This is a genomic window from Arthrobacter sp. StoSoilB22 (assembly GCF_019977315.1).
Classification (GTDB): Bacteria; Actinomycetota; Actinomycetes; order Actinomycetales; family Micrococcaceae; genus Arthrobacter.
Window position 1 is genome coordinate 2,244,527 of the sequence record NZ_AP024652.1, and the last position, 14,288, is coordinate 2,258,814.

The following is a 14,288-nucleotide window of genomic DNA, read 5'->3' on the forward strand; positions in this document are numbered from 1 at the left end:
ATGAGAAAGGCCATGCCCCTTGACGGGCATGGCCTTTCCGGTTCCCGCAGCAGGGACAATGGTCTGGTGACTTTCAGACTGGACACCATCGGCACGGGGCTGGCTTTTGCTAAGTCCCTCGCTGACCTCACGACGGCCCTGACAATCCAGGCCGACGCCGGCGCTCTCCGTGGGCGAAAGGCGGCGTTTGGGGGAGCGGTAATGGTTGGAGGCATCGCCGTGGTTCAGGCACCTCCGGGCACAGGTAAAACCACCCTGGTCCCGCCGTTGCTCGCCAATCTCGTGTCCGGACAGAACCCTGGCCAGCCACGCGTTGTCGTGACCCAACCGCGCCGTGTGGCAGCCCGCTCAGCCGCACGCCGCCTGGCCTCGTTGGACGGAAGCCGCCTCGGTGACAGAGTGGGCTATACAGTCCGGGGTGAAAGCAAGGTCAGCAAAGACACCGTGGTGGAATTCGTCACGCCGGGCATTCTCCTGCGGCGGCTTCTGGCTGACCCCGGACTTGAGGACGTGCACGCCGTGGTCCTGGACGAAGTCCACGAACGCGGCCTGGAAACGGACCTCCTGGTAGGTATGCTCGCGGAGGTCCGGGAGCTGCGCGGTGACCTGACCCTGGTGGCGATGTCGGCAACTCTCGACGCACCGCGCTTTGCAGCACTATTGGGAGCGGGCGGGGACCCCGACGGCGGTGTGCCGGCTCCGGTGGTCGACTGCCCTTCAGCGCTGTACCCGATGGAAGTCCAGTGGGTTCCGGCCCGGGAGCATCGTTTGGATACCAGGGGAGTGTCCCGGAGTTTCCTCGATCATGTGGCCAACACAGCAGCGGCTGCCTACTCGGCTGCCCTGAGCCGGAATCCCGCGGCGGACGCCCTGGTTTTCCTTCCGGGAGCCCGGGAAGTTTCCGACGTCGCCACCCGTCTTCGCAGGCAGCTGCCCCACAACGTGGAAGTTCTCGAGTTGCATGGCCAGATCGGTCCGGAAGCCCAGGACCGGGCGGTATCTGGCCGAGGACCCGGCGGATCACCGCGGATCATCGTGTCTACATCCTTGGCGGAATCCTCCCTCACGGTGCCCGGCGTGCGTTTGGTCATTGACTCGGGGCTTTCACGGGAACCGCGCCGGGATGCCGGCCGCGGCATGTCCGGACTCGTGACCGTTTCCTGTTCCCGTGCCTCGGCCGATCAGCGGGCCGGCCGTGCAGCGCGACAGGGCCCAGGAACGGTGGTGCGCTGCTACGACCAGCAGGCCTATGGCGCAGCTCCGGCACATCAGACCCCCGAAATCTCTGTTGCAGACCTCACCGGTGCGGCGCTGATTCTTGCGTGCTGGGGTGCGCCGGGCGGTTTGGGGTTGAAGCTTCCGGACGCGGCGCCGGCCGCCGCCATGACAGATGCCGTGGAGGTTCTGCGTGAACTAGGCGCCGTAGGACAGGACGGAACGGTCACCGCCATGGGTAAGACTTTGGCCCGCATCCCTGCGGACCCCCGGCTTGCCCGCGCCTTGTTGGACGGGGCCGCGGTGGTGGGGCGACGCGCGGCCGCTGAGACGGTGGCACTCGTGGCAGGTGACCACAGAGCGCCCGCTGCCGACCTAACAAAGCTGCTTACTGCGCTGCGTTCTGGGTCAGACCCCGGCTCCCGTCGTTTCGCCGAGGACGTCAGGCGGATGCAGTCGTTGGCAGAGAAGGAAATGCGGTCAGGGGACGGGGCTGCCGGGGTCGGGTCTCCCCAACCGGCCGCCGATGTCACGGCAAGGGAAGCACCCGGCTTTGTGGTGGCGCTGGCTTTCCCGGACCGCATAGCCAGGCGCGTACCCGGTGATGGGTCCACCACGTACTTGCTGTCGTCCGGGACGCGGGCCGGGCTTCCCTCGGGGAGTTCACTGTCCGGGCATGATTGGCTTGCTGTGGCCGAGGTGTCACGCGCCCAGGGGCGCGATGCCGCCGGAACCGGCGCCGTGGTCCGTTCTGCCGCGCCATTGTCAGCCGAACTGGCCGTAGAAGCTGCGCCGGGCCTTCTTACGGAGAAAGTGCAGGCAAAGTTCGATCAAGGTCGGGTGATGGCCAGGCTGGAACGCAGTCTGGGTGCCATCGTGTTGTCCTCCACCCCCGTTCGCCCCAGCGCGGAATCGGGGCGGCACGCAGTGTCCAGAGCGTTGGAAAAGTCGGGATTGTCCATGATCGGCTGGTCAACGGCAGCTGATTCCCTACGCCGGCGCCTTGCCATGGTGCACCGTGAAATCGGGAGTCCGTGGCCTGACGTCCGTGAGGCTGCCCTGCTATCCACACTTGATGAGTGGCTGGGCCCGGAGATGGAATCGATGGCAACCGGGACACCCGTCAGCGCCATAAACCTTGTTGACCCCCTCAGGCGCCTGCTCCCATGGCCGGAGGCCGCTCGGCTCGACGACCTCGTGCCGGAGCGTCTGATGGTGCCAAGTGGTTCGCGCATCCGGATCGACTATCCCGAAGTTCCGGACAGTACGCATCGCGGCGGAGCGAATCACGATGGTGCGGATCACGACGGCGGCCGTCCGGTGGTGGCGGTCAAGCTTCAGGAATGTTTCGGTTGGGACAGCACGCCGCGCCTCGTGGATGGCAGGGTTCCGGTCTTGTTTCACCTGCTATCCCCGGCAGGAAGGCCGTTGGCCGTCACGGACGATCTCGCGTCGTTCTGGTCCGGTCCTTACTCCCAGGTTCGGGCCGAGATGCGTGGGCGCTACCCCAGGCATCCCTGGCCCGAAGACCCGTGGACTGCGCCGGCTACGGCTAAGACGAAGAACAGGATGTAGCCCAACGCGTGCTCCGGGAGCCTCCGTCGGGGGCCTCCGGAGCACGCTCCAGGAAACGCTAAGCGAGCCGCTCCAGCATGAACTGAATCTCGCCGTCCACGAACGTTCCCAGAACGCTGCTTGCCGCAAATTCATCCGGAGCCGTGGTCAGCGGATCGAGTTCGAACGCCGTGAAGTCTGCCCGCTTGCCTACCGTGATCGAGCCCGATACATCCCAGTGCCCGGCAGCTTTGGCCGCGTGGGAGGTGTATCCCTCCAACGCCTGAAGCGCGGTGAGGGCTTGGGATGGTGCGATGGGTTGCTGGTCCGGATGTCCCGATCGCCGGCGCAGTTGGGCGTCCGCGATGATCGGAAGCGGCTCGAAGGGTGCGATCGGCCAGTCAGAGCCGATGCCCAGCGTCACACCCACATCGCGAAGATCCCTGCAGCGCCAGGCCCTGCCCGCCCGCTCAGTGCCAAGGCGGGTTGACCAGTTGTCGCTGTGATCGGCCATGGAGTAATGGGTGCAATGGGTCGGCTGCATGCTCGCCACTACTCCTGCACCACGGAAACGCTCCACCAGCTCATCCGGCACAGTTTCTATGTGCTCAATCCTGTGAACAGTTCTGCGCAGAACATCACCAGGGACCACATGGCGCAGGGATTCGATCGCCTCCAACACGTGATCAACCCCGGCATCTCCGATTGCGTGCGTGGCAGTCGGAATACCGCGGGAAGCAAAATAGCGGACGGCCGCGGAGTATTCTTCGGGACGCGGCCAGAACGGCGCAGTGGACTGTCCTTGAACATCAGGTTCATAGAGCCAGGCCGTCCCGTTGTCCACGGTCCCATCGACGAACAGCTTTATGGCTTCAATGGACCAGCGGCGTCCGCCTGTACCGATACTGCGGGCCAACTCCTTCCAGCTGCCCTCGCCGCTGCCCGGCATGCACCACGGCGCGGCCCGGAGCCTCAGTGGGAGATCACCATCGGCCTCCAACGCGTGGAAGAGCTCGGCAGATTCAGCGCTGTGGTCCATGATGTGACCGCCGGTCAGCCCCGAACGGGCGAAGTCTCTCAAGAGCTCGCCTAGCCGCGCTTTGCGCTGGGCGAAGGACTCTTGCGGGATATGGCGCTGGACCAACTCCATCGCAGCGGCTTCGAGCAATAATCCGGTGGGCACACCGTCTGCGTCGCAGACCACCTCAGAGGCCTGGTCGAAGTCATAGCTGCCATGGATTCCGGCCAGTTCCAGGGCTCGGCTGTTTGCGAGCGCTGAATGTCCGTCGAACAAGCGGATGAACGCGGGCTGCTCGCCTGAAACCCTGTCCAGCACACTTCGGTGCAGCTGTACTGAGCCGAAAGCGTTCGGGTTCAGTCCCCATCCACGCAACCAGCCGCCGTCGTGTCCTGCTTCTGCCCGCAATACGGTGAGGACGTCTTTTAGGGCCGCGGCACCGTTGAGGTCAGCGCCTACCGTCAGGTCCAAGCCGAACACCGGGTGAATATGGCAATCCACCAATCCCGGCGTGAGTGTCGCGTTGCCAAGGTCCACCACTTGGGTGTCCGTTTGCTGCCACTGGCCGGCATCCTGGCGACTACCGACGGCGGCAATCAACCCGTCGCTGATGGCAACGGCCTGGACTGGCTGGCCAGGGTGTAGCTCGTCCATGGTGTGAATGGTGTCGGCAAGGATGATGAGGTCAGGAGTCATGGGTTTCGAAGCTTCCGATCCGGGCGAAGACGTGGGGGCGGGTGGTGCGCAGTCTGCGGGCAATCAGCAGGCCTGCAAGGAAAACAGCGGGGGAGACCATCAGCAGGATGGTGTTGGTCAGGGCGTCGGCGAAGGTGAGGAGCTCGATGTTGATGGCTATCAACGCCACCACACCGAACAGTAGGACAGCTGAGGCCACGCTCAGGGGAATAAGAAAGCGGTTGGTGGCTGCAGCTCGGTTTCGTCGCAGGTAGATGAACGCTGCGACGGACACCAGTCCCTGCAGAGCCACAATCCCGAAGATACCCGGCGTGTTGACCCAGATCAGCAGTTGCTTGTACGGGTCGGCACCGGCGATGGCGCAGACGATAATGACGACGGCGGCCAGGATGGTCTGCATCTGACCGGCACGGTGCGGGGACTTGTACTTGGGGTGGGTCCTGCCGAGGAACGCGGGGAGCACGCCGTCATTGGCGAGCATGTACACGTAGCGGTTGATGGCGTTGTGGAACGCAAGCTGGGAGGCATAAACGCTGGTCACAATCAGCACATACATGACTACTTCGGCCCAAGGGCCCACGTACTGGTTGATGGTGGCAAAGAACATGCCGTCGGCTAGCTCGCCGGCAGCAACAACCACGTTTCCATCGCCGTAGGCCTGGATAACGGTCCACACAATGAAGGCGTAGAACACGGACATAAAACCCACCGCGATGTAGGTTGCCCTGGGTACGGACTTGTCCGGATTCCGGGCCTCGCGCCGGTACAGCACGGTGGACTCGAAGCCCATGAAGGCAGCAAAGCAGATGGCCAGGATGGCAAGAACACCTGGAGTGAAGGCGTTTTCAGGGGAGAAGGAGGAGAAGCTGATGCCTTGGGCGCCGCCGCATGCCAGGATTCCGAAGCCCATGATGGCCAGGATCGCGGTTTCGGCGATGAGCAGGACGCCGAGTACCTTGGCGCCGACGTCGATCCCGCGGTAGCCGAGGAACCAGACCGCCGCGATGGCCCCCAGTGCAACTACGGGCCAGGGAACATCCAGGCCGAAGAGGGCGCGAAGCATGCCTTGGGTTTGGACGGCGAACAACCCGTACACGCCGATTTGTAGGCAGTTGTAGGAAACGATCGCCAGGATGGCTGAGGCCAGCCCTACCGTCTTGCCCATGGCCAAGGTGATGTAGGTGTAGAAACCACCGGCTGCTTTGACGTGCTTGGTCATGGCCATGAAGGAGATCGCGAAAACCAGCAGGACTGCTCCGGCAATGATGTAGCCCATGGGGGCGCCTATGCCCCCGACGCCAATGGCGAGTGGGGCAACGCCGGCCATCACTGTCAGGGGAGCCGCTGCGGAGATCACCAGGAAGGCAATACCGCCGGTGCCTATGGCATTTCTTTTGAGCCCGTTGCCGGCATCTGCTGCCGGAGGTCGGGTTTCGAGGTCGGACATGGGGATCCTCTGGGTGTTTGGGGAGGGAAGATTCAAAGGTGAGCCAGACATAAAGCGAAAGGCTTTCGTTTATGGTAGGTCCTTGTGACCGGCGGCACAATACTTCGACGCAAAGTTCTGGCTAGAGTCGTAACAACAACCTTGAATGGAGACACACGTATGGCACGCCCGCTGGTCCCGCTGATATCCATCGACGCCCTCGTCACCGCTGCCTTGGAGCTGGTGGATGAGGCAGGGGACTTCAGCCTGCCGAAACTGGCCAAACGGATCGGGGTCAGCCAGTCCTCCATCTACAACCACGTCAGCGGCCGGGAGGAGATCCTTGAGCTCATGCGGGGCCGGATCATCGCGGAAAGCCCGTACGTCCTGGAGGATGAGCAGGATTGGGAGGCTTCGCTTCGCGCCATCGTCCGGAGCTATCGTGATGCCTTCGCCCGCCATCCAAAACTCGCGCCGCTGCTGGTACTCCAGACGGTGCAAGATGCCCAGGTCATGGCCCTCTACGAGAACCTGGCTGTGGCCCTCGAAGCCGCAGGGTTCCGGGGCCGGGACGTGATGTCCGCAATTTCCACCATTGACAGCTTCGCCCTGGGCTTCGCTTTGGACTTGGCGGCACCGGACGTCGTCTGGGCACCACCCGCACAGGGGTACCCCGCCCTCACCAATGCCTTGGCCCAAGCCGGACCTGCGGACGAGCGAGGCGAGGCCGCCTTCGAGTTCGGCCTGGAGATCCTCATCGCCGGACTGCATTCCCGTCTTCAGTCGACGGTGCTGTGAGTGAACCTCCTTCAAACCTGGTGGGACGCCGTGGTCCGCGGCTTCACCGACACCCACACCACAGCGGTGCCCTTGCCAGCCCTGCTGGTCATACTCGCGTGCGCCGTCGTTCTGAGCATCCCGCGTGTCACCTGGCGTTGGTTCGGCCTTTACGTCACCTTTGTCCACGAGCTGGGCCATGCCTACGCCGCGCTCATGACGGGCCGCTTTGTCCATGGGCTCCGGATCGGACTGGACCATTCGGGCCGCCTTGTCAGCAGCGGCCGGAGCGCTTTCGGGGCAGCGTGGTCTGGATTCTGGGGCTACCCTGCACCCGCCGTGGTTGGTTTGTGCCTGATTGCCGCCTTCGCCGCCGGCCGCTCCGGCGCCGCCATGTCCATCGGGGCCTTGATCCTGCTGGTCTCGCTGATCTTCCTGAGGAACCTCACCGGGATCCTCGTAGCGGTGTTGAGCGCCGCGATTGCCCAACTCCTGATCCTGTTCGCCACACCCACAACCGTCAACTACGTTGTGCTGGCTCTCGGCATTGCCCTTTCCGTAGGCGGCGTCAGGGACCTGTTCAAACTTGCCGGTGTGCACACCCGCCGCCGCGACCGGCTGGCGAAATCGGACGCCTTCATCCTGGGCCGCAACACTGGAGTCCCGGCGTTCGTCTGGTTGACCGGGTTCACGGTGGTGATCACCGGATGCTCCCTCGCGTCCGCCTGGATGCTGTGGGGTATGCTCACCGTTTAGCCGGTGGTTGACCGTAGTGGGAAGCCCGACGGCGGTTGTTCGGCTTTGGTTGCTGGCAGGCCTTGCCCTGTGGGCGCTTAGGGTGTCCAATCCTCTATAAGGTTCGAACTGGAGGTGTTCGGACTCCGTGCCGGGATTCAACACCAGGAGGTGCCCATGTCCGCGAAGGGCACGCGCGAAACAACCAAGGGTCCCGGAGCCGGCACCCCGGATACCAGGCGAGGCGACAACGGCACTGTCTTGGCGGCGAGTGATCCAGCGAAAGTCCGGAACGTGGCCCTTGTGGGGCATTCGGGTGCGGGCAAGACGACACTGGTGGAGGCGTTGCTGGCGGCAACTGGAGCCATCACCAGGATGGGCTCCATCAGCGAAGGAACCACCGTCAGTGACTCCGACCCCTCAGCGATTCATCAGCAACGGTCAGTCACGTTATCCGTAGCCCCGATTATGGTCGACGACATCAAGGTCAATCTGGTCGACACACCCGGCTACACCGACTTCACCGGCGAACTTCGCGCAGGTTTGAGGGCCGCCGACGCGGCCCTTTTTGTTGTTTCGGCTGTTGATGGCATTGACGGTGCCACTGTGGCGTTGTGGGGCGAGTGCGAGAAGATCCGGATGCCGCGTGCGGTGGTAGTCAGCAAACTGGACCATCCGCGCGCCGACTTCGGTGCCGCCGTCGTGCGTTGCCAGGAAGCGTTCGGTGAGTCGGTCCTCCCGCTGTATCTCCCGACTGCGGGCCACTCCGGACTCATCGGAGTCCTCCACGGCACTCTTCACGGCACTGGGGGCCAGGATCTGATGCCCACCGCGAACGTGGAAGCAGCCAGGGGACCTTTGATCGAAGGAATCATCGCTGAGAGCGAAGACGAAACCCTCATGGACCGGTACCTTGGCGGCGAAGAACTGCCGCTCGTGGACCTGATCGCCGACCTTGAAACGGCTGTCGCGCGGGGCAGTTTCTTTCCCGTCATGCCGACGTCGGCCGAAACCGGTCTTGGCCTCCCGGAACTCATGGCCCTGTTGACCGATGCTTTGCCATCGCCCTTGGAGCGCATCACCCCCGCGGTGATGAAACTCGACGGTTCTTCGTTGAAGCCTCTGGAATGCAACCCCGCCGGGCGCCTCGCCGCTGAAGTAGTAAGGACCACTGTAGATCCGTTCCTCGGCCGGGTGTGTTTGGTCAGGGTCTTTTCGGGGACTCTGAGGGAGGATTCGTCAATCCACATCGGCGGACGGGGCCTGGCAGACAGGGGCCATGAGGACCACGACGCCGACGAACGCATCACGCATCTCTACTCGCCTGTGGGTTCGAGCCTCAAAGCGGTTCCACAGTGCATTGCCGGCGACATCTGCGCCATCAGCAAGCTGGCCAGCGCCGAAACAGGGGACACTGTCTCCAGCCGTGAGGCACCGCTGCTAATCGAGACCTGGAACATGCCCGAGCCTTTGATGCCTGTAGCTATTGAAGGGGCCTCACGCAGTGATGAGGACGCGCTTGCCAAAAGCATCGGGAAGGTGGCGGCCGCCGATCCGACGCTGCGATTGGAACGCAACCAGGACACGCACCAGCTGATCCTGTGGTGCATGGGGGAGGCCCACGCAGAGGTGGTCCTGGACAGGCTGCGTGGTCAAGGCGTTAAACTCCAGACCGTGGACGTGATCACTCCACTCAGGGAAACCTTTGCCAGCAAGGCCGCCGGACACGGGCGGCATGTAAAGCAATCAGGTGGCCACGGGCAGTTCGCCATTTGCGACATCGAGGTGGAGCCCCTGGCCCGCGGCGGGGGCTTTGAATTCGCTGACAAAATCGTTGGCGGTGCAATCCCCGCTACGTTTGTCGCGTCAGTGGAAAAGGGCGTCCGCTCGCAAATGCTTAAGGGTGTGTCAGCGGGATTCCCCGTGGTGGACATCAAGGTGACGCTGGTGGGCGGAAAAACGCACAGCGTTGACTCGTCCGACGCAGCTTTCCAGGCTGCCGGTGCGCTGGCGCTACGGGAAGCTGCGGCAGCTGCCAAAATCCAGTTGCTGGAACCCGTTTCCTCCGTTGTCATCAGCGTTCCGGATGACTACGTGGGTGCGGTGATGAGTGATCTGTCCGGACGCCGGGGCAGGGTCACCGGCACCACCGCCGCAGACGGAGAGGGAACCGAAATCAGCGCCGAGGTCCCGGACCAGGAGCTCCTGCGATACGCCATTGAACTCCGCGCCCTCACAGCAGGAACGGGGCGTTTCCGCCGGTCCTTCCTTCGCCACGAGCCCCTTCCGAAGCAGGTTTAAGCGTTTGTCCGCAGGAAGGCAGCAACTGCCGGCGCCAAGGACGCCCCCACCTCGGCCGCGCCACGCTTCATACCCTTGACCGCAAACGAATGGTCGCCGCCTTCCACCCACTGAAGTGTCGCCGTCGGGCCGATCTTTTCTACTACCTGCTCCAGTAGTTCCGGCGTCGCGAACGTATCGCGGGTGCCTTGGAGGAAAAGCATCGGCACCGTGACGCCGTAGAGGTGTTCGTCCCTAAGCTTTTCAGGCTTTCCGGGGGCGTGGAGAGGGTAGCCGAGGTACACCAGACCCCCTGCGGGCATCCCGTCAGCCACAGCCATGGATGCCATGCGTCCACCGAACGATTTACCGGCCGCCCAGAGGGGCTGTCCTTGGCCGAGCTCAGCCGCTTTGTCCATCACAGCCCGCCATGTAGCGATGGCTAGAGGAGGGCGATCCGGAAAACGCCGGCCGGCCTCACGGTAGGGAAAGTTGAAGCGCAACGTCGCCACCCCTTCCTCGCCCATCGCCTCAGCGAAACCCTGCAGGAACGGATGTTCCATTCCTGCTCCCGCGCCGTGCGCCACTACCAGGGTGGCGAACGCCTGCGTGGGCCGGATGTGAAGGGCAGAGACTTCGGTTTCTCCCACAGCGACGCTCAAGGATGTTTCAGTATTTGGCATGCAACCATCATGTCCCATCCCGACAAAACGCACTCAGGTGCTGACGCGCAGGGCACAAACGGGGTAGCTTGTGGCCATGGCGAGCGAAGCAACCACCGTTACTGTCCCTGGTCCCGAGGGCCCGCGCGAGGTCAGGATCTCCAGTCCAAGCAGGGTGATGTGGCCTGAGGCCGGTCTGACCAAACTGGACCTTGCCACATACCTCATCGACGTCGGCGAGGCTTTCGTCTTGGCTAACGGGAACCGGCCCATCAGCCTCCAGCGTTACTCGGGCAACATCGAGGGCGATATGTTCTTTTCCAAGAATCCCCCCAAGGGTGCCCCGGAGTATGTCCGTTCCGTGACGGTGACGTACCCCAGCGCGCGTTCGCATCCCCAGTTGGTGATCGACGAGCCGGCGGCTGCAGTGTGGGCCGCGCAAATGAATACTGTGGTGTTCCACCCCTGGGCGTCCCGGGCCAACGATCCTGACAATCCGGATCAGCTCAGGATCGATCTGGATCCCCAACCCGGCACGGACTTCGACGACGCCATCCCGGCGGCTCTGGAACTACGCACCGTTCTGGAAGAAGCCGGACTGACGGCCTTCATCAAGACCTCCGGAAACCGTGGTCTGCACGTGTACGCGCCCATCCATCCGAAGCATGAATTCCTGGATGTCCGCCATGCCGTGATCGCTGCTGGACGTGAGTTGGAGCGCCGCATGCCGGAGAAGGTCACCACTGCCTGGTGGAAAGAGGAGCGCGGTACGAGGATTTTCGTGGACTTCAACCAGGCAAACAGGGATCGCACTATTGCCGGGGCGTACAGCCCACGTGCCGTCCCCACGGCCCAGGTGTCCTGCCCGTTGACCTGGGACGAACTGGAGAATGCCGATCCCTCGAAGTACACCATTAAGACGGTCCCGGACCGCCTGGCGAAGGTGGGCGACCCCTGGGCGTCCATGCACGATCACCCCGGTGACATCGATGTTCTACTGAAGTGGTGGGAGCGCGACGTCAAAAACGGTCAGGGGGAAATGCCCTTCCCGCCGGAATTCCCCAAGATGCCTGGCGAGCCCATGCGCGTACAGCCCAGCCGGGCACGCAAGCCGGAAGGGTAGGCCGGAAAAATTGCACCGGGAGAGCGTGTGCCGAGACGACCAGGCATAAGTATCCCTGCCACTGCCCGAGCGTGCAGCTTGTCCCTCAGTAGCTTGTCCCTCAGCAGCTCGTCCCTGAGCCGTCCATTTCCGAGCGGCTTGCTCTTGAGCTTGTTTGTGGGCTGTATGTTTCTTGGCGGGTGCACCGAAGGCTCTGAGCCACGTCCGCTCCCGCCCTCCACCGCTGCAGCACTCCCGTCAACGCCGACGCCAACAACGCCGAATCCAACAACGCAACCGGCAGTGTCAGGCTCTCCTTCCGTTCCTACCCTCGAGCCTGCGCCGGCGCCCACGAACAGCGTCGCAGTCACCCCGGCGTTCCAAGAGCTTCGCGCCGCCCTTGAACTGTTCTCGCGGGAGAAGCTGGATGAAGGTGCGTCAGCTGTCCTCATCAAGGCACGGGTCGGCCAGCAAGAGTGGACTCACGCACAAGGAGTCCTCAGCCGGGAGGGGCGGGCTGCTGTCCAGCCGGGTCACCGTTTCCCTGTGGGCGAGCAGTTCCGGACCCTGGTGGCTTTGTCAGTCATGAAGCTTGTGGAGGAGGGCCGGCTCGGATTAGAGGTCCCCGTTTCGACGTATCTTCCCGGATCCCTCGCTGTGGATGGTCCGGTGACAATCCGGCAGCTCCTCGGAGACGCCGGCGACGTGCCGGCTGCGACAGGGCCGGATGCATACGCTGTGCTCGGTCAGGTGGTGGAGCGGCTCAGAGGCGCGCCGCTGAGTGGCGTGCTCCGCACGGACGTCCTGGCGCCCTTGAACCTTCTTTCCACGGAGCTGCTGGATGCTGATGCAGCAATCCCCGGTGACCTCATCCATGGATACGTCCAGTTGGAGGGAGAAACCGTGGACGTTACCGGCACCGGAATCCCAGACGGGATCGCCAACGGCGGCCTGGTGTCCACCGTTGAGGACATGTCCACGTTCTACGCTGCCCTGCTGAGGGGCCATTTACTATCCCCGGTAGGCCTTATCGCCATGAAGGGGACGGTGTTTGACGACTATGGCCTTGGCCTGGATCACTGGGATGACCGTTGCACCAACGGCTCCTACTACGGCCACGCCGGCGACGTTCCGGGGTATGGAAGCATTGCCATGAGCAGCGCGGACGGCAACCGCCAACTGTTCATTTTCATGGCCTACCCACCCCAGGAGTTGTCCACACAGCCCTCAGCCTTGGCACTGGAAATGACCGGCGTCGCCCAGGTGGCCCTGAATGCGGGATGCCGCTTCCAGTTCCGGTGAGTGGCCAACTCCGGTGAACGGCGAACAGGAGTCCAGTGACCTTTATTCGAAGCGCGAGGGATCGCCCGTCCCGTAGCGGATAACCTCGGCCACGCCGCTGGAGAAGTCGATCACGGTGGTGGGTTCCGAGCCGGTGTCGCCGGCATCAATGACGCCATCCACCTGATTGTCGAGGCGTTCCTTAATCTCCCAGCCCTGGGTCAATGGTTCTTCCTCGTCCGGCAGCAGAAGGGTGCTGGAGAGCAGTGGTTCGCCCAGCTCGGCCAAGAGTGCCTGGACCACCCGGTGATCAGGGATGCGCACACCCACGGTCTTCTTCTTGGGGTGCAGGAGGCGTTTGGGAACTTCGCGGGTGGCGGGGAGGATAAACGTATAGCTGCCGGGGGTGACAGCCTTGATGCTCCTGAAGATGTCGTTGTCCAACATCACGAACTGCCCCATCTGTGCAAAGTCCTTGCACACCAGGGTGAAGTGGTGTTTATCATCCAGATGCCTGATGGATCTGATGCGGTCCAGGGCTTCCCTGTTGCCGATCTGTGCGCCAAGCGCATAACAGGAGTCGGTAGGGTAGGCGATCAGGCCGCCACCTTGGAGCATGTTCACCACTTGGCCGATGGCGCGTGGTTGGGGATCTTCCGGGTGCACATCAAAGAATCTGGCCATGGGAAGAGCCTACGACAAAGCTATGACAAGACGTCCTTGTTGGAGAATTTTGCGTAAGCCAGCGCGCCGCACACCGCGATGTACCCGGTTTGGAGGAGGGCGTTCTCACCGAACGATGTCCAGGAGATCGGCTGGCGCAGAAGATCTGCAAAGCCAAGCCAGTGGTGGCTGAACAGCCACGGATGCAGCCACTCGAGCTGTGGCAGGTTATCCAGCACCTGGGACACCACGGAGAGCACAATGGTGGCAGCCATGGCGCCCACCGGCACGTCCGTGAAGGTTGAGATCAATAGGCCTATAGCTGAGAGTCCCAGCAGGGAAACCGTGATGTAGGCGGCGATCAGCAAAGATCTCAACGCCGACTCGCCAACGCTGATGGTATCCCCGGACAGCAAAGTCACCGGACCCACAGGAAAAAGCACGACGCCGGCCAGGGCGCCGGCTGCAGCTACGGTGGCGGTAGCGGCGCAACAGAAAGCGACGGCCCCGGCATACTTCACCAGCAAGAGTCGTATCCGCCCTGCGGGAGCGATCAGCAGGTACCGCAGGGTTCCAAGGTTCGCCTCCCCGGCGATGGTATCCCCGGCTACCACCCCAACCGTGAGCGGCAGGAACAGAGGGACACACACTACCAACGCCGTGACGGCGACGAAGAGGCCGTTCTGGGTGATGCGGTCCAGGAAGAGCGGCCCGCGGCCAGGAGCGGTGGGCTGCGACGATAACTTGACGGCCACGGCGATCAAGATGGGCACGGCAGCGAGGGCGATCAACATGGCCCATGTGCGGAGCCGACGGAAGAGCACGGACAACTCCGAGCCCAGGAGCGCCCATCCCATTCCCGGACGTACGCCACCACCG

General features: G+C 63.3%; 11 protein-coding genes. 6 read left to right on the top strand and 5 right to left on the bottom strand.

What is annotated here, in order from left to right; all coding sequences use genetic code 11:
* Nucleotides 1–12: 12 nt before the first annotated feature.
* On the top strand, nt 13–2,790 hold the full coding sequence (gene hrpB / locus LDN70_RS10475) for an ATP-dependent helicase HrpB (RefSeq protein ID WP_502773814.1): 2,778 nt from the start codon (nt 13–15) through the stop codon (nt 2,788–2,790).
* Nucleotides 2,791–2,848: 58 nt separating this feature from the next.
* Here the strand turns inward: hrpB and LDN70_RS10480 are convergent, their stop codons facing one another.
* Complete coding sequence (locus LDN70_RS10480) at nt 2,849–4,483, bottom strand: amidohydrolase (protein ID WP_223942552.1); 1,635 nt, start codon at nt 4,481–4,483, stop codon at nt 2,849–2,851.
* Nucleotides 4,473–5,930, bottom strand: a complete 1,458-nt coding sequence (locus LDN70_RS10485; protein WP_223942553.1) for an APC family permease — start codon at nt 5,928–5,930, stop codon at nt 4,473–4,475. The genes LDN70_RS10480 and LDN70_RS10485 overlap by 11 nt, the downstream gene beginning before the upstream one ends.
* Before the next feature lie 159 nt (nt 5,931–6,089).
* Between LDN70_RS10485 and LDN70_RS10490 the strand changes: the two genes are divergently transcribed.
* From LDN70_RS10490 to LDN70_RS10500, 3 genes are all read left to right on the top strand, one after another.
* Nucleotides 6,090–6,707: a TetR/AcrR family transcriptional regulator C-terminal domain-containing protein gene (locus LDN70_RS10490; RefSeq protein WP_166840827.1), complete on the top strand. Its 618-nt coding sequence runs from the start codon at nt 6,090–6,092 to the stop codon at nt 6,705–6,707.
* Nucleotides 6,708–7,442 (top strand): M50 family metallopeptidase, encoded by a 735-nt coding sequence (locus LDN70_RS10495; protein ID WP_223942554.1) that lies wholly within the window; start codon nt 6,708–6,710, stop codon nt 7,440–7,442. It begins immediately after the preceding gene.
* A gap of 156 nt (nt 7,443–7,598) precedes the next feature.
* Nucleotides 7,599–9,722: an elongation factor G-like protein EF-G2 gene (locus LDN70_RS10500; protein WP_223942555.1), complete on the top strand. Its 2,124-nt coding sequence runs from the start codon at nt 7,599–7,601 to the stop codon at nt 9,720–9,722.
* On the opposite strand, the gene LDN70_RS10505 is transcribed toward LDN70_RS10500, so the two are convergent.
* Nucleotides 9,719–10,384, bottom strand: coding sequence for an alpha/beta hydrolase family protein (locus LDN70_RS10505; protein ID WP_223942556.1), 666 nt, complete (start codon nt 10,382–10,384; stop codon nt 9,719–9,721). The two genes, LDN70_RS10500 and LDN70_RS10505, sit on opposite strands and share 4 nt — an antisense overlap.
* A 76-nt stretch (nt 10,385–10,460) precedes the next feature.
* Between LDN70_RS10505 and ligD the strand changes: the two genes are divergently transcribed.
* Together ligD and LDN70_RS10515 are read left to right on the top strand one after the other, a co-directional pair.
* Entirely contained in the window at nt 10,461–11,486 is a 1,026-nt protein-coding gene (gene ligD / locus LDN70_RS10510) for a non-homologous end-joining DNA ligase (RefSeq protein WP_223942557.1), read from the top strand.
* Between the two features lie 282 nt (nt 11,487–11,768).
* Nucleotides 11,769–12,767, top strand: a complete 999-nt coding sequence (locus LDN70_RS10515) for a serine hydrolase domain-containing protein (protein ID WP_223942558.1) — start codon at nt 11,769–11,771, stop codon at nt 12,765–12,767.
* Nucleotides 12,768–12,809: 42 nt separating this feature from the next.
* On the opposite strand, the gene LDN70_RS10520 is transcribed toward LDN70_RS10515, so the two are convergent.
* On the bottom strand, nt 12,810–13,430 hold the full coding sequence (locus tag LDN70_RS10520; protein WP_142939283.1) for an L-threonylcarbamoyladenylate synthase: 621 nt from the start codon (nt 13,428–13,430) through the stop codon (nt 12,810–12,812).
* A 20-nt stretch (nt 13,431–13,450) separates the two neighbouring features.
* Entirely contained in the window at nt 13,451–14,266 is an 816-nt protein-coding gene (locus LDN70_RS10525; RefSeq protein WP_223942632.1) for an ABC transporter permease, read from the bottom strand.
* Nucleotides 14,267–14,288 lie beyond the last annotated feature (22 nt).

Coding starts and splice junctions, on each gene's coding strand:
- LDN70_RS10500 (WP_223942555.1), top strand. CDS start 7,599: ATGTCCGCGAAGGGCACGCGCGAAACAACCAAGGGTCCCGGAGCCGGC.
- LDN70_RS10485 (WP_223942553.1), bottom strand. CDS start 5,930: ATGTCCGACCTCGAAACCCGACCTCCGGCAGCAGATGCCGGCAACGGG.
- LDN70_RS10520 (WP_142939283.1), bottom strand. CDS start 13,430: ATGGCCAGATTCTTTGATGTGCACCCGGAAGATCCCCAACCACGCGCC.
- LDN70_RS10505 (WP_223942556.1), bottom strand. CDS start 10,384: ATGCCAAATACTGAAACATCCTTGAGCGTCGCTGTGGGAGAAACCGAA.
- hrpB (WP_502773814.1), top strand. CDS start 13: ATGCCCCTTGACGGGCATGGCCTTTCCGGTTCCCGCAGCAGGGACAAT.
- LDN70_RS10490 (WP_166840827.1), top strand. CDS start 6,090: ATGGCACGCCCGCTGGTCCCGCTGATATCCATCGACGCCCTCGTCACC.
- LDN70_RS10480 (WP_223942552.1), bottom strand. CDS start 4,483: ATGACTCCTGACCTCATCATCCTTGCCGACACCATTCACACCATGGAC.
- LDN70_RS10525 (WP_223942632.1), bottom strand. CDS start 14,266: ATGGGATGGGCGCTCCTGGGCTCGGAGTTGTCCGTGCTCTTCCGTCGG.
- ligD (WP_223942557.1), top strand. CDS start 10,461: ATGGCGAGCGAAGCAACCACCGTTACTGTCCCTGGTCCCGAGGGCCCG.